Here is a 24,171-nt window from a genome sequence, read left to right as displayed (position 1 = left end):
GTGGTTATGCGAGCACGTCAAGCGGGCATCAGCCTGGGGCTGGGAACACCCGGCCCGTTCAATGCGATCACCGATGTTCCCGGGGTACGGGTCGGCCACAGCACGCTCAAGACCGAGATCGGCGGCAAGCAGGTGCGCACCGGCGTCACGCTGGTCCAGCCGCGGGCCGGGCACGCCCGCCTGCAACCGTGTTTCGCCGGTTGCCATGTACTTAACGGCAACGGCGATGCCACGGGGCTGGAGTGGATCCGCGAAGCCGGGACCTTGACCACTCCGATCGCCATCACCAATACCCACAGCGTGGGCGTGGTGCGCGACACCCTGATTGCCCTGGAGCGCGAGGAACTGGCCGATCCTGCGGTGTACTGGTGCATGCCGGTGGTGATGGAGACCTACGACGGCCTGCTGAACGATATCTGGGGCCAGCACGTGGGGTCGCAACAGGTGCGCGAGGCCACCGCCAGGGCCGAATCCGGACCGGTGCTCGAAGGCGCGGTCGGGGGCGGTACGGGCATGATCTGCCACGAGTTCAAGGGGGGCATCGGCACCGCGTCCCGGCGCCTGCCGGCGGAGCAGGGCGGTTACACGGTCGGGGCGCTGGTCCAGGCCAACCATGGCAAGCGCGAGGAACTGCGGGTCGACGGTTACCCGGTGGGTCGCCACCTGGGGGGAATCAGCTCGCCCTTTGCCGAGCGTGGCACGCCGGGCATGGGTTCGATCGTGGTGATCCTGGCGACCGATGCGCCGCTGTTGCCCCATCAGTGCCAGCGCCTGGCCCAGCGAGCGTCGATTGGCATCGCCCGTACCGGCGGAGGCACCGAGGACTCCAGCGGCGATATCTTCCTGGCCTTTGCCACAGGAAACCGGGACCTGCCTGCCGCGGATTATGCCCGCAAGGACCTGGGCCTCACTTCGCCATTGGCGATGCTCAACAACGATCACATTTCGCCTTTGTTCAGCGCCGCCGCCGAAGCGGTGGAGGAAGCCATCATCAATGCGTTGCTCGCTGGCGAGCCGATGACCAGCGCCGAAGGCATCGAAGTGGCAGCGCTGACCCCGCAAACATTGATCCGGGCTCTGGAAACATCTGGATGGAGCAAAAGTTGATAGATCGGAAAGTGCGATGCAGTTGGCATAATCGTATATACGATTATTTAATTATTAAATTGTAGATTGTCCGACAATGACCGCCATTAATCAGCTGGAAATGGAATCTTTTGACTGGGCGGTCACTGTTTGCTGGAGTTTCCCGGAACAGTGGAATTTGACGTCAAAAAAGTAGTGGACGCCAGATTTCGAATTGTGTCAGTTTCCTTGCGCCTACTTAAGGCGAGTGATAGGACGATCTCGCCAGGGATTGTCGCTATCGGACAAAAACTGTTCCATTGATTACAAGGAAGTGTGTTTATGTCGAAAGTAAAATTGAATGCTATTGATGATGCCGAACAGCAACTGGTGCCTCTGGCCGCTGCAAGTTCGGCGTATAACCAGATCAATAGCTTCAGCCACCAGTACGATCGTGGCGGCAATCTCACGGTCAATGGCAAACCTTCGTTCTCGGTCGATCAGGCGGCTACGCAGATCCTGCGTGACGGTGCTTCCTACAAGGACCTGAACGGTAACGGCAAGATCGATCTGACCTATACCTTCCTGACCTCGGCTTCCCAGAGCACCATGAACAAGCATGGCATCTCCGGGTTCAGCCAGTTCAGTGCCCAGCAGAAAGCCCAGGCCGCGCTGGCCATGCAATCCTGGGCCGACGTGGCCAACGTGGTCTTCACCGAGAAGGCTTCCGGTGGTGATGGCCACATGACCTTCGGCAACTACAGCGGCGGCCAGGCTGGCGCAGCGGCATTTGCCTACCTGCCGGGTAGCGGGGCGGGTTATGACGGTACTTCGTGGTACCTGATCAACAGCAGCTACACCCCAAACAAGACCCCGGACCTCAACAACTACGGCCGTCAGACCCTGACCCACGAGATCGGCCATACCCTGGGGCTGGGCCATCCTGGCGACTACAACGCGGGGAGTGGCAACCCGACCTACAAGGACGCCACCTACGGGCAGGACACCCGCGGCTACAGCGTCATGAGCTACTGGAGTGAAAACAATACCAGTCAGAACTTCAGCAAGGCCGGGGTCGAAGCTTATGCTTCCGGTCCGCTGATCGACGATATTGCAGCCATCCAGAAGCTCTACGGTGCCAACTACAGCACCCGCGCGGATGACACCACCTACGGCTTCAACTCCAACACCGGGCGCGATTTCTACAGCGCGTCCTCGGCGGCCGACAAGGTTGTGTTCTCGGTGTGGGACGGTGGCGGCAACGACACCCTGGACTTCTCCGGGTTCACCCAGAACCAGAAGATCAACCTCAATGAGACCTCGTTCTCCGACGTTGGTGGCCTGGTAGGCAACGTTTCCATTGCCAAGGGCGTGACCGTGGAGAACGCCATCGGTGGTTCGGGCAACGACCTGCTGATCGGTAACAACGTCGCCAACGTGCTCAAGGGCGGTGCCGGCAACGACATCCTCTACGGCGGTGGCGGTGCCGATAAGCTGTGGGGCGGTTCCGGCGCGGACACCTTCGTGTTCGGTGCCAGCACCGACTCCAAGCCGGGTGCGGCCGACCAGATCATGGATTTTGTCAGCGGCCTGGACAAGATCGATCTGACCGGCATCACCAAGGGCGCGGGTGTGCACTTCGTCAACGCCTTCACCGGCGCGGCGGGTGATGCCATCCTCAGCACCTCCGGTGGTGTCAGCACCTTGTCGGTGGACTTCTCCGGGCACGGCGTGGCGGACTTCCTGGTCACCACCGTCGGCCAGGCAGCAGTCAGCGACATCATTGCCTGAGTGAAGTAGGCGGAAGGCGGCGCAGATGCGCTGCCTCCCGTTCTTGTATCGGCCCTGGAGCTGAGCGACTCTACTGCGCTGACGGAGTACCCTATGACCCCACACACCTTGTGTTGCAAGGCGGCCACCCGGCTGCTGGCGATGCTGATGATGTTTTACGGAGCAATGACCATGGCAAGCAGCCTGCGATTGGCAGACCCCTCGGAACTGGTTGGACACTGGCAGTTGCAGCAGGCGGCCCAGCCCGACGCTGGCTGCACCCTGGACCTGCTGCAGAATGCAGCCCTGGGCGATGGCGCCGAATGCCTGTCGAAATGGATCGGTGAAACCGCCGTGGGCTGGTTTCCGGAACCCGATGGCATTTCCATTACCGGGCGCGAAGGGTCGAGGGTGATCTTTTTCAGTCGCCAGCAGGAAGGGCTCTATGAAGCGCGCCTGAAAAGTGACGACCTGATTGTCTTGCAGCGCGCTGCTAACTAACAACTGATCATGTTCGTCCTATATTAGACGGCCATTATATTGTCTTTCGCTTGACCGACAGGAGTATGTTCGGGCTGCTGTTGAGAACAGCTGTCCGAATTGTCTGTGTCCGCAGGCTTTATGAACTAAGAGGAACACCTTGTTAGTTATGTACTACATTGTTTCCTCGCAATCGAACGCGGATTAACAGCTCAGGGAAATGGTTAAAAATGGTGAAGAACACTCATCCTGCACCACTGTTCAAGGCACTGGGCGAATATAAGGGCATCCTGATCAGCGTTGGCTGTTTTACCGGTCTGATCAACCTGCTGATGCTGGTGCCTTCCATTTACATGCTGCAGGTCTATGACCGGGTGCTGTCGTCGCAGAACGAAACCACCCTGGCGATGCTGTCGCTGATGGTGGTGGGCTTCTTCGTTTTCATCGGCCTGCTGGAAGTGCTGCGCAGTTTCATCGTCATCCGTATCGGCAGCCAACTGGAGCGGCGTTTCAACCTGCGGGTCTACCAGGCTGCGTTCGAGCGCAACCTGGCCCGGGGCAAGGGGCATGCCGGGCAATCCCTGGGCGACTTGACCCAGATTCGCCAGTTCCTCACCGGCCCTGCGCTGTTCGCGTTCTTCGATGCCCCCTGGTTTCCCATCTATCTGCTGGTGATCTTTGCCTTCGATGTCTGGCTCGGGGTCATGGCTACGGTGGGCGCGCTGTTGCTGATTGCCCTGGCGTGCCTGAACGAGGCGATGACCAGAAAACCCCTGACCGAGGCCAGCGGTTATTCGCAGCAGTCCACGCAATTGGCCTCCAGCCACCTGCACAACGCCGAGACCATCCAGGCCATGGGCATGCTCGGCGCACTGCGCAAGCGCTGGTTCAGCGTGCACTCGCGTTTTCTTGGCCGGCAGAACGAGGCCAGCGACACTGGCGCGGTGATCAGTTCCCTGAGCAAGACCCTGCGCCTGTGCCTGCAGTCCCTGGTACTGGGCCTGGGCGCCTGGCTGGTGATCAAGGGCGACATGACCGCGGGGATGATGATCGCCGGCTCCATCCTGATGGGGCGGGTGCTGAGCCCCATCGACCAGTTGATCGCGGTCTGGAAACAGTGGAGCGCGGCCAAGCTGGCCTATGGCCGGCTGGATGCGCTGCTACGCGAGTTCCCGCCCAGTGACAGCGCCATGTCGCTGCCTGCGCCCAAGGGTGATGTGAGCTTCGAGCAAGTCAGCGCCGGCCCGCCCGGGCGGCGCATGGCGACCTTGCAGCAGGTGAACTTCAGCATCAACGCCGGCGAAGTGCTGGGGGTGCTCGGTGCCTCCGGTTCCGGCAAGTCGACCCTGGCCCGGGTACTGGTGGGTGTCTGGCCGACCCTGGCCGGCACAGTGCGCCTGGACGGGGCGGATATCCATCGGTGGAACCGCGATGAACTGGGGCCTTACATCGGTTATCTGCCACAGGACATCGAGCTGTTCACCGGTAGCGTCGCCGAGAACATTGCGCGCTTTCGCCAGGCCGACCCGGAACAGGTGGTCCAGGCCGCGCAGCTGGCCGGGGTGCACGATCTGATCCTGCGCCTGCCCCAGGGCTACGACACGGTGCTGGGAGACGATGGCAGCGGCCTGTCCGGTGGCCAGAAGCAGCGAGTGGCCCTGGCCCGGGCGCTGTATGGCAATCCGAGCCTGGTGGTGCTCGACGAACCCAACTCCAACCTCGATACCGTGGGCGAGAGCGCCCTGGCGGCGGCGATAGCCCAGATCAAGGCCCGGGGCACCAGTGTGGTGCTAGTGACTCACCGCTCCTCGGTCCTGGCCCTGGCCGACAAGCTGCTGGTGCTCAATGAAGGGCGCTTGCAGGCTTTCGGCCCCAGCCAGGAGGTCCTCAAGGCCCTGTCCGGCGCGCAACAGGCCCAGGCCCAGGAAGCGCCTCGCGAACGACCCGCCGCAGCCGCTCCCGGTGGCTTGAGCATGAGCCGCCAGTATCAGGCCCCAACGCGCAATCAAGGCGCATGAGCAAGGACAGCAGCATGATGATCGAACAGGACTACGCGCCCGAGCGGGTCGAACGCGATGCCGGTTTCTTCGCCCGCATGGGCTGGTTCCTGGCGCTGGCCGGCGCCGGCAGCTTTTTCCTCTGGGCCGCCCTGGCCCCCCTGGACCAGGGGATCCCGGTACAAGGCACGGTGGTGGTCTCCGGCAAGCGCAAGGCCGTGCAATCGATGAGTAGCGGAGTGGTCAGCCGGATCCTGGTGCGTGAAGGCGAGAGTGTGAAGCAGGGCCAGCCGCTGTTCCGCCTGGACCAGACCCAGGTCGCGGCGGATGTGCAATCGCTGCAGGCCCAGTACCGCATGGCCATGGCCAGCCTGGCGCGCTGGCGCAGCGAACGCGACAACCTCAAGCAGGTGGATTTCCCGGCGCAGTTGACCGGTAGCGACGATCCGCGCCTGGCCCTGGTGCTCGAAGGCCAGCGCCAACTGTTCAGCAGCCGCCGCGAGGCGTTCATGCGCGAGCAAGCGGGGATCCGCGCCAGTATCGAAGGGGCCACTGCGCAACTGGCCGGCATGCGCCGTGCCCGCAGTGACCTGGGCAGCCAGGCCGATTCCCTGCGTCAGCAACTGGGCAACTTGCAGCCCCTGGCCGACAACGGCTACATCCCGCGCAACCGCCTCCTCGAGTACCAGCGCCAGCTGTCCCAGGTCCAGCAGGAGCTGGCGCAGAACACCGGGGAAAGCGGCCGGGTGGAGCAGGGCATCCTCGAATCGCGGCTCAAGCTGCAGCAGCACGGTGAGGAATACCAGAAGGAAGTGCGCAGCCAGTTGGCCGAGGCCCAGCTCAAGACCCAGACCCTGGAACAGCAACTGACGTCCGCCGGTTTCGACCTGCAGCACAGCGAGATCATCGCCACCGCCGATGGCGTGGCGGTCAACCTGGGGGTGCATACCGAAGGCGCGGTGGTGCGCCAGGGCGACACCCTGCTGGAGATCGTGCCCCAGGGCACCCACCTGGAAGTGGAAGGGCGGCTGCCGGTGAACCTGGTGGACAAGGTCGGCACGCACTTGCCGGTGGATATTCTGTTCACCGCCTTCAACCAGAGTCGCACGCCCCGGGTTCCCGGCGAGGTCAGCCTGGTGTCCGCCGACCAGATGATCGACGAGCGTACCGGCATGCCGTACTACGTGCTGCGCAGCAGCGTCAGCGACCAGGCCATGGAAAAACTCGATGGCCTGGTGATCAAGCCCGGGATGCCGGCGGAAATGTTCGTGCGCACCGGTGAGCGCTCGCTGCTCAACTACCTGTTCAAGCCCCTGATCGACCGGGCTGGCTCCGCCCTGACCGAAGAATAAGGATGTCGCGTCGCATGAGTAAGCTTTCCATCCTCGCAGCCACTCTGTCCGTGCTGGTATGCCAAGGGGCGCAGGCCATGAGCCCGTTCCAGGTCTATGAACGGGCACTGCGCAACGACCCGGTGTTCCTTGGTGCCATCAAGGAGCGCGACGCGGGTCTTGAGAATCGCATCATCGGCCGGGCCGGCCTGCTGCCCAAGCTGAGCTACAGCTACAACAAGGGCCACAACAACTCCAAGGCGACCTATCCCTCGCCACGGGGAGGCAGCCAGACCGACAAGCGCAACTACGACAGCTACGGCTCGTCCTTGACCCTGCAGCAACCCTTGCTGGACTACGAGGCCTATGCCAACTACCGCAAGGGCGTGGCCCAGGCACTGTTCGCCGACGAGAACTTTCGCAGCAAGAGCCAGGAACTGCTGGTACGGGTCCTGGACTACTACACCAAGGCGCTGTTCGCCCAGGACCAGATAGACATCGCCCTGGCCAAGAAAAAGGCCTTCGACCAGCAGTTCCAGCAAAACCGCCACATGTTCGAGCAGGGCGAGGGCACCCGTACCGACATCCTCGAAGCCGAATCGCGCTACGAGCTGGCCACCGCCGAAGAGATCGAGGCCCGGGACGAACAGGACGCCGCCTTGCGGGAGCTGGCGGCGCTGATCGGTGAACCGGCCATCGACGTGCGTGACCTGGACCCATTGCTTGAAGACTTCCAATCGTTCTCCCTGAGCCCGGCCAACTACGACAGCTGGCACGAAATGGCCCTGAGCAACAACCCGATGCTGGCGTCCCAGCGCCAGCGGGTGGAGGTGGCCCGCTACGAAGTCGAGCGCAACCGCGCCGGGCACTTGCCCCGGGTCAGCGCCTACGCCACCTCGCGGCAGAACGAATCGGAGAGCGGCAACACCTACAACCAGCGCTACGACACCAACACCATCGGCATCGAGATCAGCATGCCGTTGTATGCCGGTGGCGGGGTGTCGGCCTCGACGCGCCAGGCCAGCCGCAACATGGAACAGGCCGAATACGAGCTGGACGGCAGGACCCGGGAAACCCTGATTGAACTCCGTCGGCAATTCAGTGCCTGTCTATCGGGGGTGAACAAGTTGCGGGCCTACCACAAGGCCCTGGTATCGGCCGAAGCCCTGGTGGTCTCCACCAAGCAGAGCATCCTGGGGGGCGAGCGGGTCAACCTGGATGCGCTGAACGCCGAGCAGCAGCTCTACACCACCCGGCGCGACCTGGCCCAGGCCCGTTACGACTACCTGATGGCCTGGACCAAGCTGCACTATTACGCAGGAACGTTGCGCGAGACTGACCTGGCCAGGGTCGATGAGGCTTTTGGCCAGCGCACGGTGCCCTAGGTCCTTTGCGAAGGACTTGGGCATGGGGATAAAAAAGGAGAAAGCAGATGAGCATCTTCGATTACAAAAACGCCCTTGGCAGTGCCGGTAAAACCCAATACAGCGACGCCATCACCTTGGCCCTGTATGCCTCGAACCCCACCGGCGAGCCCTTGCCGGGAACCGCCTGGCGCACGATCAGCGCGGCTCAGCTGGACTACCAGGGCAACGTCGATGCCCACGGCACCATTTCCGGCGAGCAGGCTTCGGTCGGCGATGCCCAGGTGGAGATCCTTGGCAAGTACGACGCCAGCGGGCAGTTGCTGTCCATCGGTATCAGCTTTCGTGGCACCGACAGCCTGGCCGACGCGGTGAACGATCTGCAGGCGGCGTTCTCCCCGGGCTTTGCCGACAACTACAGCCGCCTGGCCTTCGACAACCTGCTGGGCAAGGTCGCCGCCTTCGCCGCCGCCCAGGGCCTGGACGGCAAGGATGTGCTGGTGACCGGGCACAGCCTGGGCGGCCTGGGGGTCAATAGCCTGGCGGCGATGAGCGGCGAGCACTGGGGCGGTTTTTTCCAGGACGCCAGCTACGTGGCGTTCGCCTCGCCGACCCAGAGCGCCGACAGCCAGCAGGTGCTGAACATCGGTTACGAAAACGACCCGGTGTTCCGGGTGCTCGATGGCACGCATTTCAACGGTTCGTCCCTGGGCACCCATGATCGGCCCCAGGAGTCGGCGACCAACAATATCGTCAGCTTCACCGATCATTACTCCTCGCTGCTGGGCAAGCTGTTGCCCCAGAGCATCCTCAATCCTTCGTCCTGGTCGGCCCACAGCGCAGTGGACTATGCCGCAGGCCTGAATCGCCTGATCGCCTCGGATTTCTACGACCTGACCAGCCGCGATTCCACGGTGGTGATCTCCAACTTGTCCGAGGGCAAGCGCGATCAGGTCTGGGTCAAGGACCTCAACCTCCATGCCGAGCAGCATACCGGCAGCACCTTCATCATCGGCTCCGAAGGCAACGATCTGTTGCACGGCGGCAAGGGCAACGACTACCTGGACGGCGGTGCCGGTGACGATCGGTTCCGCGATGACGGCGGCTACAACATCATCCATGGCGGCCAGGGCCACAACGTGCTGGAGCTGCGCCAGCCCTTGCAGAACTTTTCCATCGCCAACGATGGCGATGGCTCCCTGTATGTTCGCGATGCCTATGGTGGCATCAGCATGACGCGGGACATCGGGGCACTGGTCAGTCATGAGAAGGGCAGCTTCTGGCAATGGTTCGGCAAGGACGTGACTTACGATGTCACAGCCGATGGCCTGTTCGACGGCCAGCAGTGGACGGCCTACAACCACTCCCTCAACGGCGATGCCTATGGCAACTCGTTGGTGGCCAGCGTCGATGGCGACTGGCTGTTCGGCCAGGGTGGCGACGACTTGCTGAGCAGCGACAAGGCCAACGTGACATTCGTCGGCGGCAGCGGCAACGACGTCATGCACTCCGGCGGAGGAGGCATCAACACCTTCCTGTTCAGCGGCCATTTCGGCCTTGACCTGATCCACGGCTACCAGGCCAGCGACAAGCTGGTGTTCATGGGCGTACCAGGGGTCGACGCCCAGTACGACTACAGCCAGCACCTGTCCCAGAGCGGCAACGACACCTTGCTCAAGGTGGGTGACTACTCGGTGACCCTGGTGGGCGTCGGGATGGAGGGGCTGGACGGCTCGGGCATCATTTTCGCCTGAGGCCCGGGGCAAGCAGGTCGAGGGCGGGCGACCGCTCTCGGCGGGATGGGCCGCAAGCAGGCGGCCAAGCAACACCTAGCGACACACCGATCGACCCGGAATGGGCGATCCAACAACAAAAACAAGAGAAGTCATCGACATGGATGTGAGATGTGATCAGCTCAAGACGCTGACGGGCACCCTGTGCCTGGCGTTCGCTACAGGGTTGCCGCTGTCGGCTGCGGCGGCCTATCAGGAAGGTGGCCGCCAGGGCGACCCGGCCAGTTGGCGCTCAGCCGAATACCTGCAGGACTGGGGCCTGGAGCGCATGCAGGCGAGCCAGGCCTATGCTGCCGGGATTACCGGCGCCGGGGTCAGCATCGGCGCCCTGGACTCCGGTTTCGATGCCACCCACCCCGAGGCCAGCCCCGGCCGTTTTCACGCGGTCACCGCCAGCGGCCAGTACCTGGATGGCAGCCCGTTCAGTGTGTCCGGGGTGCTCAATGGCGCCAACGACAGCCACGGCACCCATGTCACCGGCACCATGGGCGCGGCCCGTGACGGCGTTGGCATGCATGGCGTGGTCTTCAATGCCCAGGTGTATGTGGGCAACACCAACAAGAACGACAAGTTCCTGTTCGGCACCGACCCCGATCCGCGGTATTTCAAGGCGGTCTACGATGCCCTGGTGGATGCCGGGGCACGGGCCATCAACAATAGCTGGGGCAGCCAGCCCAACGATGTCAGCTATCAGACCCTCGGCGACTTGCGCGCCGCCTACGCCCAGCACTTCCAGCAGGACACCTGGCTCGATGCCGCCAGCGACGTGGCGCGCCGCGGGGTGATCAACGTGTTCAGCGCCGGCAACAGCGGTTATGCCAATGCCAGCGTGCGTTCGGCGCTGCCGTACTTCCGGCCGGAACTGGAAGGCCACTGGCTGGCGGTCTCGGGCCTGGACAAGAACAACCAGCAGAAATACAACCACTGCGGCATCGCCAAGTACTGGTGCCTGGCGACCCCGGGTGCGGCGATCACCAGCACCGTGCCCGGCGGCGGTTATGCCACCTACAACGGCACGTCGATGGCGGCCCCCCATGCCACCGGTGCCCTGGCCCTGGTGATGGAGCGTTATCCCTACCTGAACAACCAGCAGGCCCTGCAAGTGCTGCTGACCACCTCGCGCCAGCTCGACGGCTCGCCAACCCAGGCTCCCAGCGATCTGGTGGGTTGGGGCGTGCCGGACCTGGGCCGAGCGCTGCATGGGCCGGGGCAGTTGCTGGGCGAGTTCGACGTCAACCTGGGCAGCGGACAGGGCGATGTCTGGAGCAATGGCATGTCCGACCAGGCCCTGGTCCAGCGCCAGGCCGAGGACGCCACGGAGCACCAGGCCTGGCAGCAGACCCTCAAGGACCGCGGCTGGGAGCAGGGCCTGGCACCTGGGGCCAGCCAGCAGGACCGCAGTGACTACGCCCTGGGCATGGCCCGGGATGCGGCCGCCGCGCAGCGGGTCTACCAGGGCAGTCTGGTCAAGTCCGGGGGCGGCTGGCTGGTGCTTGCAGGCGACAGCAGCTATCGCGGCCCGACCCGGGTCGACGGTGGCCTGCTGGCGGTCAACGGTAACCTGCAATCGGCGGTGACGGTCAACGCAGGCGGCACCCTGGGCGGCAATGGGCGGATCGGAGCCTTGACCGCCAATGCCGGTGGTGTGGTGGCCCCAGGCAACTCCATCGGTACCTTGAATGTTGCCGGCAACCTGGATTTGCAGCCGGGCTCGAGCTACGTGGTGGAACTGTCGCCCACGGCCAGTGACCGGATCGTTGCCGGTGGCCAGGCCAGCATTGGTGGCGCCAATCTCAGCCTGGTGCCCGAGAGCCGGCCCGGCCTGCTGGTGGGTGGCCCGGTGGCGAGCCTGGTGGGACGCCAGTTCGACATCTTGCAGGCGGCAGGCGGGATCAATGGGCGCTTCGCCCAGGTCCAGCCTGGCTACCTGTTCCTGGGAACCGTGCTCGATTATTCGGCCAATGGCGTGCAACTGGATGTGACCCGCAGCGCCGCGACCTTCGACAGTGTCGGTGCCACGGCCAACCAGCGTGCCAGCGGTGGCGCCGTGGAGCGGCTGGGGCCGGGTAACCCTGTGTATGAAAGCCTGTTGCTCTCGACCTCGGCGGACCAGGCCCGGGATGGCCTGCGGCAACTGGCGGGGGAGATCTACCCGGCGCTGGATTCGATGCTGCTCAGCCAGGGCGCGGTAGTGCGTGATGCCCTGGGCGAGCGTGCGCAAGGTGGGGCATTGCAGACCAACGTCGCTGGCCCCACCTCGGGCGAGCCCGGTTCGACCCAGCTCTGGCTCAAGGCCCTGGGCAGTTGGGGGCGGATCGAGGGTGTGCAGGGCACCGAGTCCTATACCAGTTCCCTGGGGGGCATGCTGCTGGGCCTGGACCGCGACCTCGATGAACAGACCCGGGCAGGGCTGGCGGCAGGTTACAGCGACAGTTCCCTGGGCATGGGCGGCAGTCACTCGCGGGCGACGGTCGACAGCTATCACCTGGGTGCCTATGCCCGCCACGACCTGGACGCGCTGCGCCTGAGCCTGGGCGGCAACTACAGCTGGCACCGTGCCGAGGTTCGGCGTGACCTGGCCTACGGCGAGGTGTCCGGGCGCCAGCGCGGACGAGTCGATGCTCGCAGCCAGCAACTGTTCGCAGAAGCGGCCTACCGTCTGGCGCTGCCAGCCGTGCAGCTGGAGCCCTTCGCCAACCTGACCTACCAGCACCTGGACCGTGACGCCTTCCATGAGAAGGGCGACGCCGCCGCGCTGCAGGCCGGCGACGAGCAGCGCGATGCCTGGCTCAGCACCCTGGGCGTGCGTGGGCGCCAGCAATGGCAACTGGCGGCGCAGCAGAACCTGGCGTTGGCCGCGAGCCTGGGCTGGCAGCACCGCTTGAGCGGGACCCAGGATCGCGAGCACCTGGCGTTTGCCGGCAGCGACCAGCCGTTTCAGGTGGAGACGGCGCCGGCCTTGCGCGATGCCGCGCTGGTCGGCCTCCAGGCCCGGGTGGGACTGACCCGCGACCTGGACCTGAGCCTGGACTACCAGGGGCGCCTCGCCAGTCGTGAGCAACAGCATGGCGCGGGACTCAACCTGCAGTGGCGTTTCTGACGCGCCATGGCGCTGGCGGGCCCATGGGCCGGCCGGCCAGGCGTTGCAATACGGAGTTTGACCAACGCAACTTTTATCAATGCAGCTAAGGAAGGTCGTAGTGAAGCAAGTCAGAAAGGATGACAGCGCGCTCGGGCAGGGCTGGTCCCTGGCCCCACTGGGGCGGGCACTGGTGGGCTGTGCGGCGCTGATGGGCACGGCCCAGGCCGCACCCTATGTGGAGAGTGGTCGGCTGGGCGATGCTGGCAGTTGGCGCAGCGCCGAGTTCAATGCCGACTGGGGGCTGGGGGCGATCCATGCCGACAGCGCCTATGCCGCCGGCTACAGCGGCAAGGACGTCAAGCTGGGGATCTTCGACCAGCCGGTGTATGCCAAGCACCCTGAGTTCGCCGGGCAGGACAAGATCGTGACCCTGGTCACCAGCGGCATCCGCCAGTACACCGACCCCTACATCCCGGTGAAAGCTGGCGATGCCTTTCGTTATGACGGCAGCCCGTCGGTGGGCTCGGACGGCAAGCTCGGCTCCCATGGCACCCATGTCGGCGGGATCGCCGCCGGCAACCGCGACGGTGTCTCGATGCACGGCGTGGCCTTCGGTGCCCAGATCATCAGCGCCGACAACGGCGACCCAGGTCCCGAGGACGGCATCGTCCTGGGCAACGACGGCGCGGTGTACAAGGCCGGCTGGGACAGCCTGGTGGCCAGTGGTGCGCGGATCATCAACAACAGCTGGGGCATCGGCATCACCGATCGCTTCGCCAAGGGCGGACGCGATCCGGCGTTCCCGCATTTCACCCTGGACGATGCCCGGGCGCAGTTCGCCCAGATCCAGCCGCTGCTGGGTACCTTGCCCGGGGGGGCCTATGACGGTGCCATCGCCGCAGCCCGCAGCGGGGTCCTGACCATCTTCGCCGCCGGCAACGACTACAACCTGAACAACCCCGACGCCATCGCCGGGCTGGGCTACTTCGTCCCGGAGATCGCGCCCAACTGGCTGACCGTGGCGGCATTGCAGCAGAACTCCGACACCAGCAGCGCCAACCCGTACCTGATCAGTACCTTTTCTTCGCGCTGCGGCTACACCGCAAGCTTCTGTGTGTCGGCGCCCGGCACCCGGATCTACAGCGCAGTGATCGGCGGCACCAACCTGGAGGACCTGACCCTGGGGTACGCCAACAAGAACGGCACGTCCATGGCCGCGCCCCATGCCGCCGGTGCGGCGGCGGTGCTGATGGAGCGCTTCCCCTACATGAGCGGTGCGCAGATCGCCAGCGTGCTGCGCACCACGGCTACCGACATGGGGGCACCGGGCATCGATGCCCTGTACGGCTGGGGCATGATCAACCTGGACAAGGGCATTCGAGGCCCGGGCATGCTGGTCACCGAACAGGACATTCCCGAGGAGTTTCGCATCGCCGGCGGCTACGGCCCGACGCAGTTCGTGGCGGACCTGCCGGGCATCGGCGCCCTGGTGGATGTCGGCAAGCCGACCCAGCGCCGCTGCAACGACCTGAGCTGCGTGCTGGACCTGTGGAGCAACGATATCTCCGGCCACGGCGGCCTGACCAAGCAGGGCATCGGCACCCTGGTGCTCTCCGGCAACAACAGCTACTCGGGGCCGACCCTGGTCAATCAGGGACGGCTGGCGGTCAATGGCTCGCTGCAATCGGCGGTGACGGTCAATGCCGGCGGCGTGCTGGGCGGCACTGGCCGTATCGGCGCGCTGGTGGCCAATGCCGGTGGCGTGGTGGCCCCGGGCAACTCCATCGGCACCTTGCACGTGAGTTCCGACGTGAGCTTCCTGCCGGGCTCGACCTATGCCGTTGAGGTGGCTAGCGCCGGCAGCGATCGCCTGGTCAGTGATGGCAAGGCGTCGCTGGGCGGTGCGAACCTGGCCCTGGATCTGCAGAACCCCGGGGTTTCGTTGCAGTCCCACCAAGCCACGAGCCTGGTCGGGCGCCAGTTCGACATCCTGGACGCAGCGGGCGGCGTACAGGGCAGCTTCGCCAATGTGCAGTCCAACTCGCTGTTTCTCGGCGGGGGCCTGGCCTATACCGGCACCGGGGTGCAACTGGCGGTACAGCGCAACGCCACCTCCTTCGCCAGTGTCGGCTTGACCGCCAACCAGCGTTCGGTGGCGGCAGCGGCTGATCGGTTGGGTGCAGGCAACCCGGTGTACGAGAGCCTGCTGCTGTCTGGCGACGCCGGCAGCGCCCAGCAGGCCTTCGACCAACTGTCCGGGGAGATCCACCCGGCGGTAGGCAACCTGTTGCTCAACGACAATCGCCAACTGCGTGACGCGGTGGGCGAGCGGACCCGCCAGCAAGGCGTGGCCGTGGCACCGACCGAGGAGGGCGCCGATACCGGCCTGTGGATCAAGGCCCTGGGGGCATGGGGCAAGGCTGATGGTGATTCCGGTCGGGCGCGCTACACCAGCTCCATCGGCGGCATGCTGCTGGGTGTCGACGGGCAGATGAGCGAAGACACTCGTGTCGGCGTGTTCACGGGCTACAGCGACAGCTCGTTGAGCATGGGCGATGGCCGTCATTCTTCGGCCTCGGTCGACAGCTACCACCTGGGCGCCTACGCCGGCAAGGAGTTGGAGCAGATGCGCTTGAGCCTCGGCGGTAGCCACAGCTGGCATCGGATCGAGACCAAGCGCGAGCTGCAGTACAACGAGGTCAGCGATCGCCAGAAGAGCAAGCGCGACGCCCAGAGCACCCAGGTGTTCGGTGAGGCAGCCTGGAAGATCGCGCTGCCGAGCATGGCGCTGGAGCCTTTCGCCAGCCTGGCCTATGTGCATGTGGACAGCGACAGCTTCAAGGAACATGGCGGCGCTGCCGCGCTCAAGGGCGGGCAGGACAATCGCGATGCCTGGCTCTCGACCCTGGGCATGCGGGCCGGCAAGCAATTGCAACTGTCCAGCGGCCAGGCGCTGGAGTTGTCCGCTACCCTGGGCTGGCAGCACAACCTGAGTTCCACCGGTTCCGACCAGCACTTGGCCTTCGCCGGCCAGGGCGACAGCTACAAGGTCCAGGCCCTGTCCCTGGACCGTGATGCCGCCGTGGTCGGGGCGCGGGCCGGGATCGCCCTGGGGCGCCAGGCCCGGGTCAATCTGGACTACAACGCACTGCTGGGCAGCCGCGACAAGAGCCATGGGGTCGGCCTGACCCTGGATTGGGCGTTCTGAGGCCCCGGCAACGGATATGCAAGGTGTTGTACCAGCCCCGCGAACCTGGCAACGGGTTCGCGGGGCACGAGCTTTCTCTGACAAATCCAACAAAAGAGAGGCAATACCATGGGTGTCTACGACTACAAAAACCTCAGTACGGCTGAATCCAAGGCGCTATTTTCCGATGCCATGGCCATCACGCTGTATTCCTACCACAACCTCGACAACGGCTTTGCCGTGGGCTACCAGCACAACGGTTTCGGCCTCGGCCTGCCGGCGACCCTGGTTACCGCGCTGATCGGCAGCAGTGATTCCCAGGGGGTGATTCCCGGCATCCCCTGGAACCCGGATTCGGAGAAGGCCGCCAAGGAGGCGCTGAACACGGCCGGCTGGTCCACCATCAGTGCCCAGCAACTGGGCTACACCGGCAAGGTGGATGGCCGCGGCACCTTCTTCGGGGAAAAAAACGGCTATGAGACGGCCCAGGTGGAGATCCTCGGCAAGTACGATGCCCAGGGCCACCTGAGCTCCCTGGGCATCGCCTTCCGGGGCACCAGCGGACCGCGTGAATCGCTGATCGGCGACACCATCGGCGACCTGATCAGCGACTTGCTGGCGGCCCTGGGGCCCAAGGACTACGCCAAGAACTACGCCGGCGAAGCCTTCGGCAAGTTGCTGGGTGATGTCGCAAGCTTTGCCCAGGCCAACGGCCTGTCCGGCAAGGACATCCTGGTCAGCGGCCACAGCCTGGGCGGGCTGGCGGTCAACAGCCTGGCAGACCTGAGCGGCGGGCGTTGGTCGGGCTTTTTCAAGGACGCCAACTACATCGCCTATGCCTCGCCGACCCAGAGTGCCAGCGACAAAGTGCTCAACATCGGCTACGAAAACGACCCGGTGTTCCGCGCCCTGGACGGCTCGAGCTTCAACCTGAATTCGCTGTATATCCACGATACCCAGCAGGCGTCGGCCACCAACAACATCGTCAACTTCAACGACCATTACGCCTCGACGCTGTGGAATGTACTGCCATTCTCGATCCTCAATATCCCGACCTGGATCTCCCACTTGCCCACCGGTTATGGCGATGGGTTGACCCGAGTCCTGGACTCCAAGTTCTACGAGTACACCAGCAAGGACTCCACCATCGTGGTGGCCAACCTGTCGGACCCGGCCCGGGCCACCACCTGGGTCCAGGACCTGAACCGCAACGCCGAGACCCACAAAGGCAGCACCTTCATCATCGGTACCGACGGCAACGACCTGATCCAGGGTGGCAGCGGCAACGACTACCTGGAAGGCCGCGATGGCAACGACACTTTCCGCGATGCGGGTGGCTACAACCTCATCCTGGGCGGCAAGGGCAGCAATGTCCTGGACCTGCAAACGTCGGTGAGCCACTACAGCTTCGCCAGCGACGGCGCCGGGACCCTGTATGTGCGTGATGCCAATGGCGGGATCAGCATCACCCGTGACATCGGTGCGATCCAGAGCAAGGAGCCGGGGTTCCTCTGGGGGCTGTTCAAGGACGATGTGGTGCATCAGGTCACCGATCAGGGCCTGAAGGCTGGCGATGACCTGACCCGCTACGCGTCGTCCGTGCGCGGCGATGGCGGCGACAATGTGCTCAAGGCCCATGCCGGCGGCGACTGGCTGTTCGGCCTGGAGGGCAACGATCATCTGATCGGGGGCCTGGGCAACGATGTGTTCGTCGGCGGGGCCGGCAACGACCTGATGGAGTCGGGAGGCGGCAACGATACCTTCCTGTTCACCGGGCACTTCGGCCAGGATCGCGTCGTGGGGTACCAGGGCGGCGACAAACTGGTGTTCATGGGGGTGAGCGGCGTGCTGCCTGACCAGGACTACCGGGCCCATGCCAGCAGCAGCGGCAACGATACGGTGCTGACCTTCGGCCAGGATTCGGTGACCCTGGTAGGGGTCAGCCTGGCGCAGCTCAACGGCTCCGGCATCACCATCGCCTGACAGGCGAGCAGCGCGGCTTCGGCAAGGAGTTCGCGCTGTTTTTTTGGCAAGAAAGTGACCAATAGGTCAACCAGTGACTCCAATGACCTTAAAGTGCCGGGGCGCGGATGCGTTATTACAGGCACACGAAAAGCAGTGCAATCGATTCAAGGTATTGGAGAGTTTTGACAGTGAGTAACAGCAAGAGGCATGCGAGCGTTCTGGTGCTGGCCCTGTGGGCCGTGGTGGCATCGGCCGAGGACCTGCCTCCGAGCTCGATCCTGAAACGCTATGGGGTCAGCCCGGACCAGTTGCCGGCTGGCCAACCGCTACCGGCCACCGAGCCATTGACCACTACCAGCCGTTTTCGCCTGGACCCCGATCTGCCCTCTGTGCAGTTGCGTCTGGGTGACGGCAAGGCACCGGACAGCACCGGCAACATCAGCATCGACAATGCCAATGCCCAGGAGCGTCAGCGCTGCCGGCAGGTGCGCGATGAACTGGTCAGGCGTGGCAAGGCCGCGGGGGTGTTCTGTGAACCGGGGCAGGGGGGCTTGCCCTGGTCGCCCTGAGCCGGGCGGGTCATTTTTCCTGGCGGACGGTGGCGACATCGTCGGCCTTGACCCGGATGGTCTTGCCGGAAATGTCCTGGAATTCATAGTAGCCGTCGACGGTCTTGGTCTTGGGCTGGTCGCGAGTCAGGTACTGGGTACCGTTCTGCAGCGTCACCACGGTGGGCGTGGAACAGCCAGCCAGGGCCAGGGTGGCGATGATGGCCAGGGGCAGGCCCAGGTTCTTCACGTTCATACAGACCTCGGTATCAATAGGGGTATACGCACTGCGCGGGCACTATAAGTCCTGGCCTTGGTGTAGTGAAGACGACGAAAGTTCGCTGGTCCACGGAAAAAAACTTCTCTCCACCATTTATCCAATAATGTTTGCCAGGCGAGGGCAGCGGCTGTTATCTGTACGCATAACCAGTATCGATCTAGCCGTGGCGCCTTCTTTCCGTGACTTCCAACCCCCTCGAGAACCCCCTTTACTACCTGCACAATTTCCAGCAGGTGCTGTGCTGGCTGGAGCAGCGCTATGCCGATGTGCTGAGTCCCGAGGAGCAGCGTTTCATCGCTGACTTCGCTTCGCTCGAGCAACCGGCGCAGGCCCTGCTGGTGCGCATGGTGATGCGCAAGGGGCGACATTTTCGCCTGTCCAGGTTGAACTACCCGGAGATCGGCGACAGTGCCGAGGCGCTGGCTCCGCTGCTGGCGCTGGGCTGGGTCGACGAACAGGCGCCGCTGACCCTGGAGGAGCTGTTCGGCCTGTTGCCCAAGCCCGAGCTCCAGCAGAGCTTCAGGGCCGCGGGCCTGTCGGCCAAGGCCAGGAAGGAGCAGTGGCTGCAGGCGCTGCAGGCGTTGGACCTGCAGCCCCGGGCATTCGGCCAATGGTGCCCGGAGCTGGACGACCGGCTTCTGAGCCTGACGGTCATGGACCTGTGCGATCGCCTGCGGTTGATGTTCTTTGGCAACCTCTACCAGGACTGGTCGGAGTTCGTCCTCGCGGACCTCGGGGTCTACAGCTACGAGACCGTGGAGATCAGCGCCGATGCCCGTGGCCTGCGCAGCCGCGCCGACGTCGACGGCTTCATCTACCTGCACCAGTGCCAGGAGGCGTTCGAGAGTGGCGAGGCACTGCCAGGGGTGCTGTCTCGCATCACCGCCTTCGACAGTACCAACCCCTGGCTGCACAAGCGTCGCGACAAGCTGCTGTTCCTGCTGGGCCAGCATTGCGAGCGCCTGGCCGACTGGCAGCAGGCCAGGCAGATCTACCTGCTCAGCCAGTATCCCGGGGCACGCCTGCGGTTGATCCGGGTTCTGGAACGCAACGCCGAGTACCCGGCCGCCCTGGCGTTGGCCGAGCAGGCCGCCGCCGCACCGCAAAGCGCTGCCGAGGCCCAGCAGTTGCTGCGCATGCTGCCGCGGTTGCGACGCAAGCTGGGTGGGCCCGCGGTAGCCCGGGGAGCGAGTCGTGAAGTGGCCCGCCTGGACCTATGCCTGCCGCGCGATATCGATGGCCTGGCGGTGGAGCAGGTGGTCCAGGCCCATTTGCACCAGCCGCTGGCGCCGGTGCACTACGTGGAGAACAGCCTGGTCAACTCACTGTTCGGGTTGCTGTGCTGGCCGGCGATCTTCGCGCCGTTGCCGGGCGCCTTCTTCCACCCGTTCCAGCTCGGGCCGGTGGACTTGCTCAGCGCGGACTTCCACGAGCGGCGCAGCGAACTGTTCCAGGCCTGCCTGGCCGAGCTGGACGACGGCCGATATCGCGACAGCATCCGCCAGCGCTTCGCGGCCAAGTGGGGGCTGCAATCACCGTTCGTGTTCTGGGGCGCCCTGACCGAGGAACTGCTGGAGCAGGCGCTGGCCTGCCTGCCGGCCGCGCATTTGAAGCACTGGTTCCAGCGCCTGCTGCTGGACATCAAGGCCAACCGGGCCGGCATGCCGGACCTGATCCAGTTCTGGCCCGAGCAGAACACCTACCGCATGATCGAGGTCAAGGGCCCGGGAGATCGGCTGCAGGACAACCAGTTGCGCTGGCTGGACTTCTGCGAGGAGCACGGCATGCCGGTGGCGGTGTGCTACGTGCAATGGCAGGAAACCCCGGCGTGAGTTATCGCATCGCGGTGCGCGCCTTGTGCGAGTTCACTGCCAGAAGTGGTGACCTGGACTTGCGGTTCACCCCGTCGCCCACCGCCGAGGAGGGCATGCAGGGGCACCGCACCGTGGCGGCCCGGCGCAATCCCGGTTACCAGAGCGAAGTATCGCTGGAGGGGCGTCATGGCCCGTTGCTGGTCAAGGGCCGGGCGGACGGCTATGACCCGCAACAGAACCTGCTGGAGGAAATCAAGACCTACCGCGGCGACCTGTCACGCATGCCCGACAACCATCGGCAGCTGCACTGGGCCCAGGCCAGGATCTATGGCTGGTTGCTGTGCCAGAGCCTGCAATTGCCTGCCATCCGGGTGTCGCTGGTGTATTTCGATATCCAGAGCGCCGAGGAAACCGCCCTGGTGCAGGAGCACAGTGCCGAACAGTTGCAGGCGTTCTTCGAGCAGCAATGCACGATCTTCCTTGAGTGGGCGCAACAGCAACTGCAGCACCGGGAGGCCCGGGACCGGGCTTGCCGCGAACTGGCGTTCCCCCATGGTCAGTTTCGCCCCGGCCAGCGACACCTGGCCGAGTCGGTGTACAAGGCGGCCAGCACCGGGCGCTGCCTGCTGGCCCAGGCCCCCACCGGGATTGGCAAGACCCTGGGCACGCTGTTTCCCATGCTCAAGGCCATGGCCCCGCAGCAGTTGGACAAGGTGCTGTTCCTCACCGCCAAGACTCCGGGCCGGCAACTGGCACTGGACGCTGCCGGTGTCCTGTTCGCCCAGAGCCCCCGGTTGCCGCTGCGGGTCCTGGAATTGGTGGCCCGGGACAAGGCCTGCGAGCATCCCGACAAGGCCTGTCACGGCGAGTCCTGCCCGCTGGCCAAGGGGTTCTACCAGCGTTTGCCGGCGGCGCGCCAGGCCGCCAGCCAGGTGGCTTTGCTGGATCGCCAGGCGTTGCGCCAGGTGGCTCTTGAGCATCAGGTCTGTCCTTATTACCTGAGCCAGGAGATGGCCCGCTGGAGCGATCTGGTCGTGGCCGACTACAACTATTACTTCGATTTCACGGCCCTGCTGTTCAGCCTGGCCCAGGCTGATCAATGGCGGCTGGCGGTGCTGGTGGACGAGGCCCACAACCTGGTGGAGCGCGGACGCGGCATGTTCAGCGCCAGCCTTGACCAGCAGCAACTGGCCTTGGCGCGCAAGAGTGCACCGCAGGCCCTGAAGCGTTCGCTGCAGCGCTTGAACCGTGAATGGAATGCCCTGCACAAGGATCAGATCACGCCGTACCAGGCCCACGAATGCCTGCCCCAGGCGTTGCTCAAGGCCCTGGACCTGTGCGTCGCCGCCATTGGCGACTACTTCAACGAGCACCCCCAGGGCCTGGATGCTGGCTTGCAGGGGTTGTATTTCGAGCTGCTGCAGTTCGCCCGGGTGGCAGCGCTGTTCGAGGAGCATCCGTTCCTCTTCGATGTCAGCAAGCGCACCTTGAGTGCCAGGCGCAGCCTGTCGCGCCTGGGCCTGCGCAACGTGGTGCCGGCGGCGCTGCTGCGTCCGCGGCTGGAGGCGGCCCACAGCGTGGTGCTGTTTTCCGCGACGCTCAATCCCCAGCATTACTACCGTGACTTGTTGGGTTTGCCCGAAAGCACCGTGTGGCTGGATGTCGAGTCGCCGTTCGCGGCCACGCAACTGGACGTGCAGATCGTCAACCGGATTTCCACCCGCTATGCCCATCGCCAGGCGTCGCTGACGCCTATCGTCGAGCTGATGGCTGACCAGTTCGCGGCGCGCCCCGGGAACTACCTGGCGTTTTTCAGCAGCTTCGACTATTTGCAGCAGGTGGCCGAACGACTGGCCCTGGAGCATCCGGCAATCCCCATCTGGTTGCAGTCCCGGGGCATGGACGAAGCTTCGCGAGGGGATTTTCTGCAGCGATTTCAGGCTGAGGGGCAAGGGATAGGTTTCGCCGTGCTGGGTGGCGCGTTCGGCGAGGGAATCGACCTGCCGGGCTCGCGCTTGATCGGGGCGTTTGTCGCCACCCTGGGCCTGCCCCAGCTCAATGCGGTGAACGAGCAGATGAAGCAGCGCATGGCCGGGCTGTTCGGTGCAGGTTATGACTACACCTACCTGTACCCCGGATTGCAGAAGGTGGTACAGGCAGCTGGCCGGGTCATTCGTAGCCAGGCCGATCGTGGTGTGCTGGTGTTGATCGACGATCGTTTCGCCGAGCCCCGGGTGCGCCAGCTGTTGCCGCGCTGGTGGGCGATTGGCTCCGGTGAAACGGCGCAGGACTGTCGGTAACAGTCGCTGCGCCGTCAATGAGTGTGGAGGCCGCTGCTGGCGGCGTTCCTCAGTGGCCCTGGCGGGCGCGAACGAAGCGGCGCAGGGTCTGGCCCGGGCCGGTGCGGAACTGCGTGGGTCGTGGCTGGCCGCTATCGGCGGCGATGAACACGAACTCTTCTTCTGTCAGTTGATAGCTGGCCGGCAGCGGTTGGCCGGCATCGGCGCCGATCGAGTCGATCCAGGTAATGGATTTGGGAGTGGTGGTGCTGTCGAGGGTGAAGCTTCCTGCGAGCAGCACTTGCCCCTCCATGGTCACCACGCGAAAGCGCTCCCCCTCGATCAGGGTCAGGGCGCCGGGGGCACTGTGCTCATCAGGCGGATTGACGATGCCGCTGTCTTCCATTTCGGTCTGCTCCCAGGCACCTTGCAGGCGCTCCAGGTCCTGCAGGTCGGTGGCCTTGTCCATTGAGAGGTTCATGCTGGGTCGATTCCTTTTTCAGGCGGGTTTCAGTTGAAGAGATTGCGACCAATGCAATAGGTCAGGAGGTCCAGGTCGCTCTGTACTTCCAGCTTGCGCATGGCGGAAATCTTCTGTGCGCTGATGGTCTTGGAACTGCGGTTCTGGCTGCGGGCGATATCGCTGACGCTCTTGCCGGACACGAACAGGCGCAGTATCTCGTACTCCTTGGGGGACAGGGTGGAAATCCTTTCGTTGAGTGCCACGTTCGACTCCACTACCGAGTGGGTAGAGGGACTGCGGCTGCGATAGACACTCTTCTGGGCAATGGCCTTGAGCGCCAGCTGGATTTCTTCGTGCAACTGGTTCTTCTGGATGACCCCCATGACTCCCAGCTCATGCAGCCGACCGAGGATCAGCGGGTTGGAGATCATGGTCAGGACCAGGATCTGCAAGTGGGCAAAGTTGCGGGTGAGGTATTCCATCAGTTTCAAGCCATCACCGTAGGGCGAGTCGCCGGGCATGTTGTAGTCGGTGATGACCACATCCACGGGCCGGCACTCGAGTAACTGGACCAGCTCCCTTGAGCACACTGCCTCGCCGATGATCTCGAAGCGCTCGTTGCGCTCCATCAGCTCGCGGATGCCGAGCAACACGATAGGGTGATCGTCGGCGATGATTACTTTGAGTTTTTCCATGAGAGAGACAATCCGTGTAATACGCCAATCAGCGCAGTGGGCTTGGTGCAGGCGGTAC

General features: G+C 64.3%; 16 protein-coding genes. 13 read left to right on the top strand and 3 right to left on the bottom strand.

The genetic code is table 11. The annotated features are described in order from the left end of the window. The first annotated feature begins 6 nt into the window (after nt 1–6). The 11 genes from LGQ10_RS04305 (at nt 7) to LGQ10_RS04255 (ending at nt 18,603) form a co-directional block, all read left to right on the top strand. Nucleotides 7–1,107, top strand: a complete 1,101-nt coding sequence (locus LGQ10_RS04305) for a P1 family peptidase (RefSeq protein ID WP_226524817.1) — start codon at nt 7–9, stop codon at nt 1,105–1,107. 300 nt (nt 1,108–1,407) lie between these two features. Beyond that, a complete protein-coding gene (locus LGQ10_RS04300) occupies nt 1,408–2,856 on the top strand; it encodes a serralysin family metalloprotease (protein WP_226524816.1) in 1,449 nt (482 codons plus the stop codon). Nucleotides 2,857–2,949: 93 nt separating this feature from the next. Beyond that, nucleotides 2,950–3,336 (top strand): AprI/Inh family metalloprotease inhibitor, encoded by a 387-nt coding sequence (locus LGQ10_RS04295; protein WP_058433993.1) that lies wholly within the window; start codon nt 2,950–2,952, stop codon nt 3,334–3,336. A gap of 209 nt (nt 3,337–3,545) precedes the next feature. Then, nucleotides 3,546–5,333 (top strand): type I secretion system permease/ATPase, encoded by a 1,788-nt coding sequence (locus LGQ10_RS04290; protein WP_226524815.1) that lies wholly within the window; start codon nt 3,546–3,548, stop codon nt 5,331–5,333. Between the two features lie 14 nt (nt 5,334–5,347). Continuing rightward, a complete protein-coding gene (locus LGQ10_RS04285; protein WP_413247584.1) occupies nt 5,348–6,664 on the top strand; it encodes an HlyD family type I secretion periplasmic adaptor subunit in 1,317 nt (438 codons plus the stop codon). A gap of 2 nt (nt 6,665–6,666) precedes the next feature. Then, nucleotides 6,667–8,028 (top strand): TolC family outer membrane protein, encoded by a 1,362-nt coding sequence (locus LGQ10_RS04280; protein ID WP_058433996.1) that lies wholly within the window; start codon nt 6,667–6,669, stop codon nt 8,026–8,028. 47 nt (nt 8,029–8,075) lie between these two features. Then, nucleotides 8,076–9,761, top strand: a complete 1,686-nt coding sequence (locus LGQ10_RS04275) for a polyurethanase (RefSeq protein WP_058433997.1) — start codon at nt 8,076–8,078, stop codon at nt 9,759–9,761. A gap of 139 nt (nt 9,762–9,900) precedes the next feature. After that, entirely contained in the window at nt 9,901–12,900 is a 3,000-nt protein-coding gene (locus LGQ10_RS04270) for an autotransporter serine protease (RefSeq protein ID WP_226524814.1), read from the top strand. Nucleotides 12,901–13,090: 190 nt separating this feature from the next. Next, the gene (locus LGQ10_RS04265) at nt 13,091–16,090 is read left to right on the top strand and encodes an autotransporter domain-containing protein (protein WP_226526086.1); all 3,000 of its coding nucleotides are present in this window, start codon (nt 13,091–13,093) and stop codon (nt 16,088–16,090) included. A gap of 108 nt (nt 16,091–16,198) precedes the next feature. Next, a complete protein-coding gene (locus tag LGQ10_RS04260) occupies nt 16,199–18,052 on the top strand; it encodes a polyurethanase (protein WP_058434408.1) in 1,854 nt (617 codons plus the stop codon). Nucleotides 18,053–18,222: 170 nt separating this feature from the next. Further along, nucleotides 18,223–18,603 (top strand): hypothetical protein, encoded by a 381-nt coding sequence (locus LGQ10_RS04255; RefSeq protein ID WP_226524813.1) that lies wholly within the window; start codon nt 18,223–18,225, stop codon nt 18,601–18,603. A 10-nt stretch (nt 18,604–18,613) separates the two neighbouring features. On the opposite strand, the gene LGQ10_RS04250 is transcribed toward LGQ10_RS04255, so the two are convergent. Further along, on the bottom strand, nt 18,614–18,838 hold the full coding sequence (locus LGQ10_RS04250; RefSeq protein ID WP_058434406.1) for a YgdI/YgdR family lipoprotein: 225 nt from the start codon (nt 18,836–18,838) through the stop codon (nt 18,614–18,616). A gap of 203 nt (nt 18,839–19,041) precedes the next feature. On the opposite strand from LGQ10_RS04250, the gene LGQ10_RS04245 reads away from it, so the two are divergent. Both LGQ10_RS04245 and LGQ10_RS04240 read left to right on the top strand, forming a co-directional pair. Beyond that, a complete protein-coding gene (locus LGQ10_RS04245; protein WP_226524812.1) occupies nt 19,042–20,694 on the top strand; it encodes a VRR-NUC domain-containing protein in 1,653 nt (550 codons plus the stop codon). Continuing rightward, the gene (locus LGQ10_RS04240; RefSeq protein WP_226524811.1) at nt 20,691–22,976 is read left to right on the top strand and encodes an ATP-dependent DNA helicase; all 2,286 of its coding nucleotides are present in this window, start codon (nt 20,691–20,693) and stop codon (nt 22,974–22,976) included. The genes LGQ10_RS04245 and LGQ10_RS04240 overlap by 4 nt, the downstream gene beginning before the upstream one ends. Before the next feature lie 49 nt (nt 22,977–23,025). On the opposite strand, the gene LGQ10_RS04235 is transcribed toward LGQ10_RS04240, so the two are convergent. Then, complete coding sequence (locus LGQ10_RS04235) at nt 23,026–23,436, bottom strand: TIGR03067 domain-containing protein (RefSeq protein WP_226524810.1); 411 nt, start codon at nt 23,434–23,436, stop codon at nt 23,026–23,028. Nucleotides 23,437–23,465: 29 nt separating this feature from the next. Then, a complete protein-coding gene (locus LGQ10_RS04230) occupies nt 23,466–24,113 on the bottom strand; it encodes a response regulator (RefSeq protein ID WP_226524809.1) in 648 nt (215 codons plus the stop codon). Between the last annotated feature and the right edge of the window lie 58 nt (nt 24,114–24,171).

This window comes from Pseudomonas sp. L5B5, from assembly GCF_020520285.1.
Classification (GTDB): Bacteria; Pseudomonadota; Gammaproteobacteria; order Pseudomonadales; family Pseudomonadaceae; genus Aquipseudomonas.
This window is presented reverse-complemented; position numbering and strand designations above follow the sequence as displayed.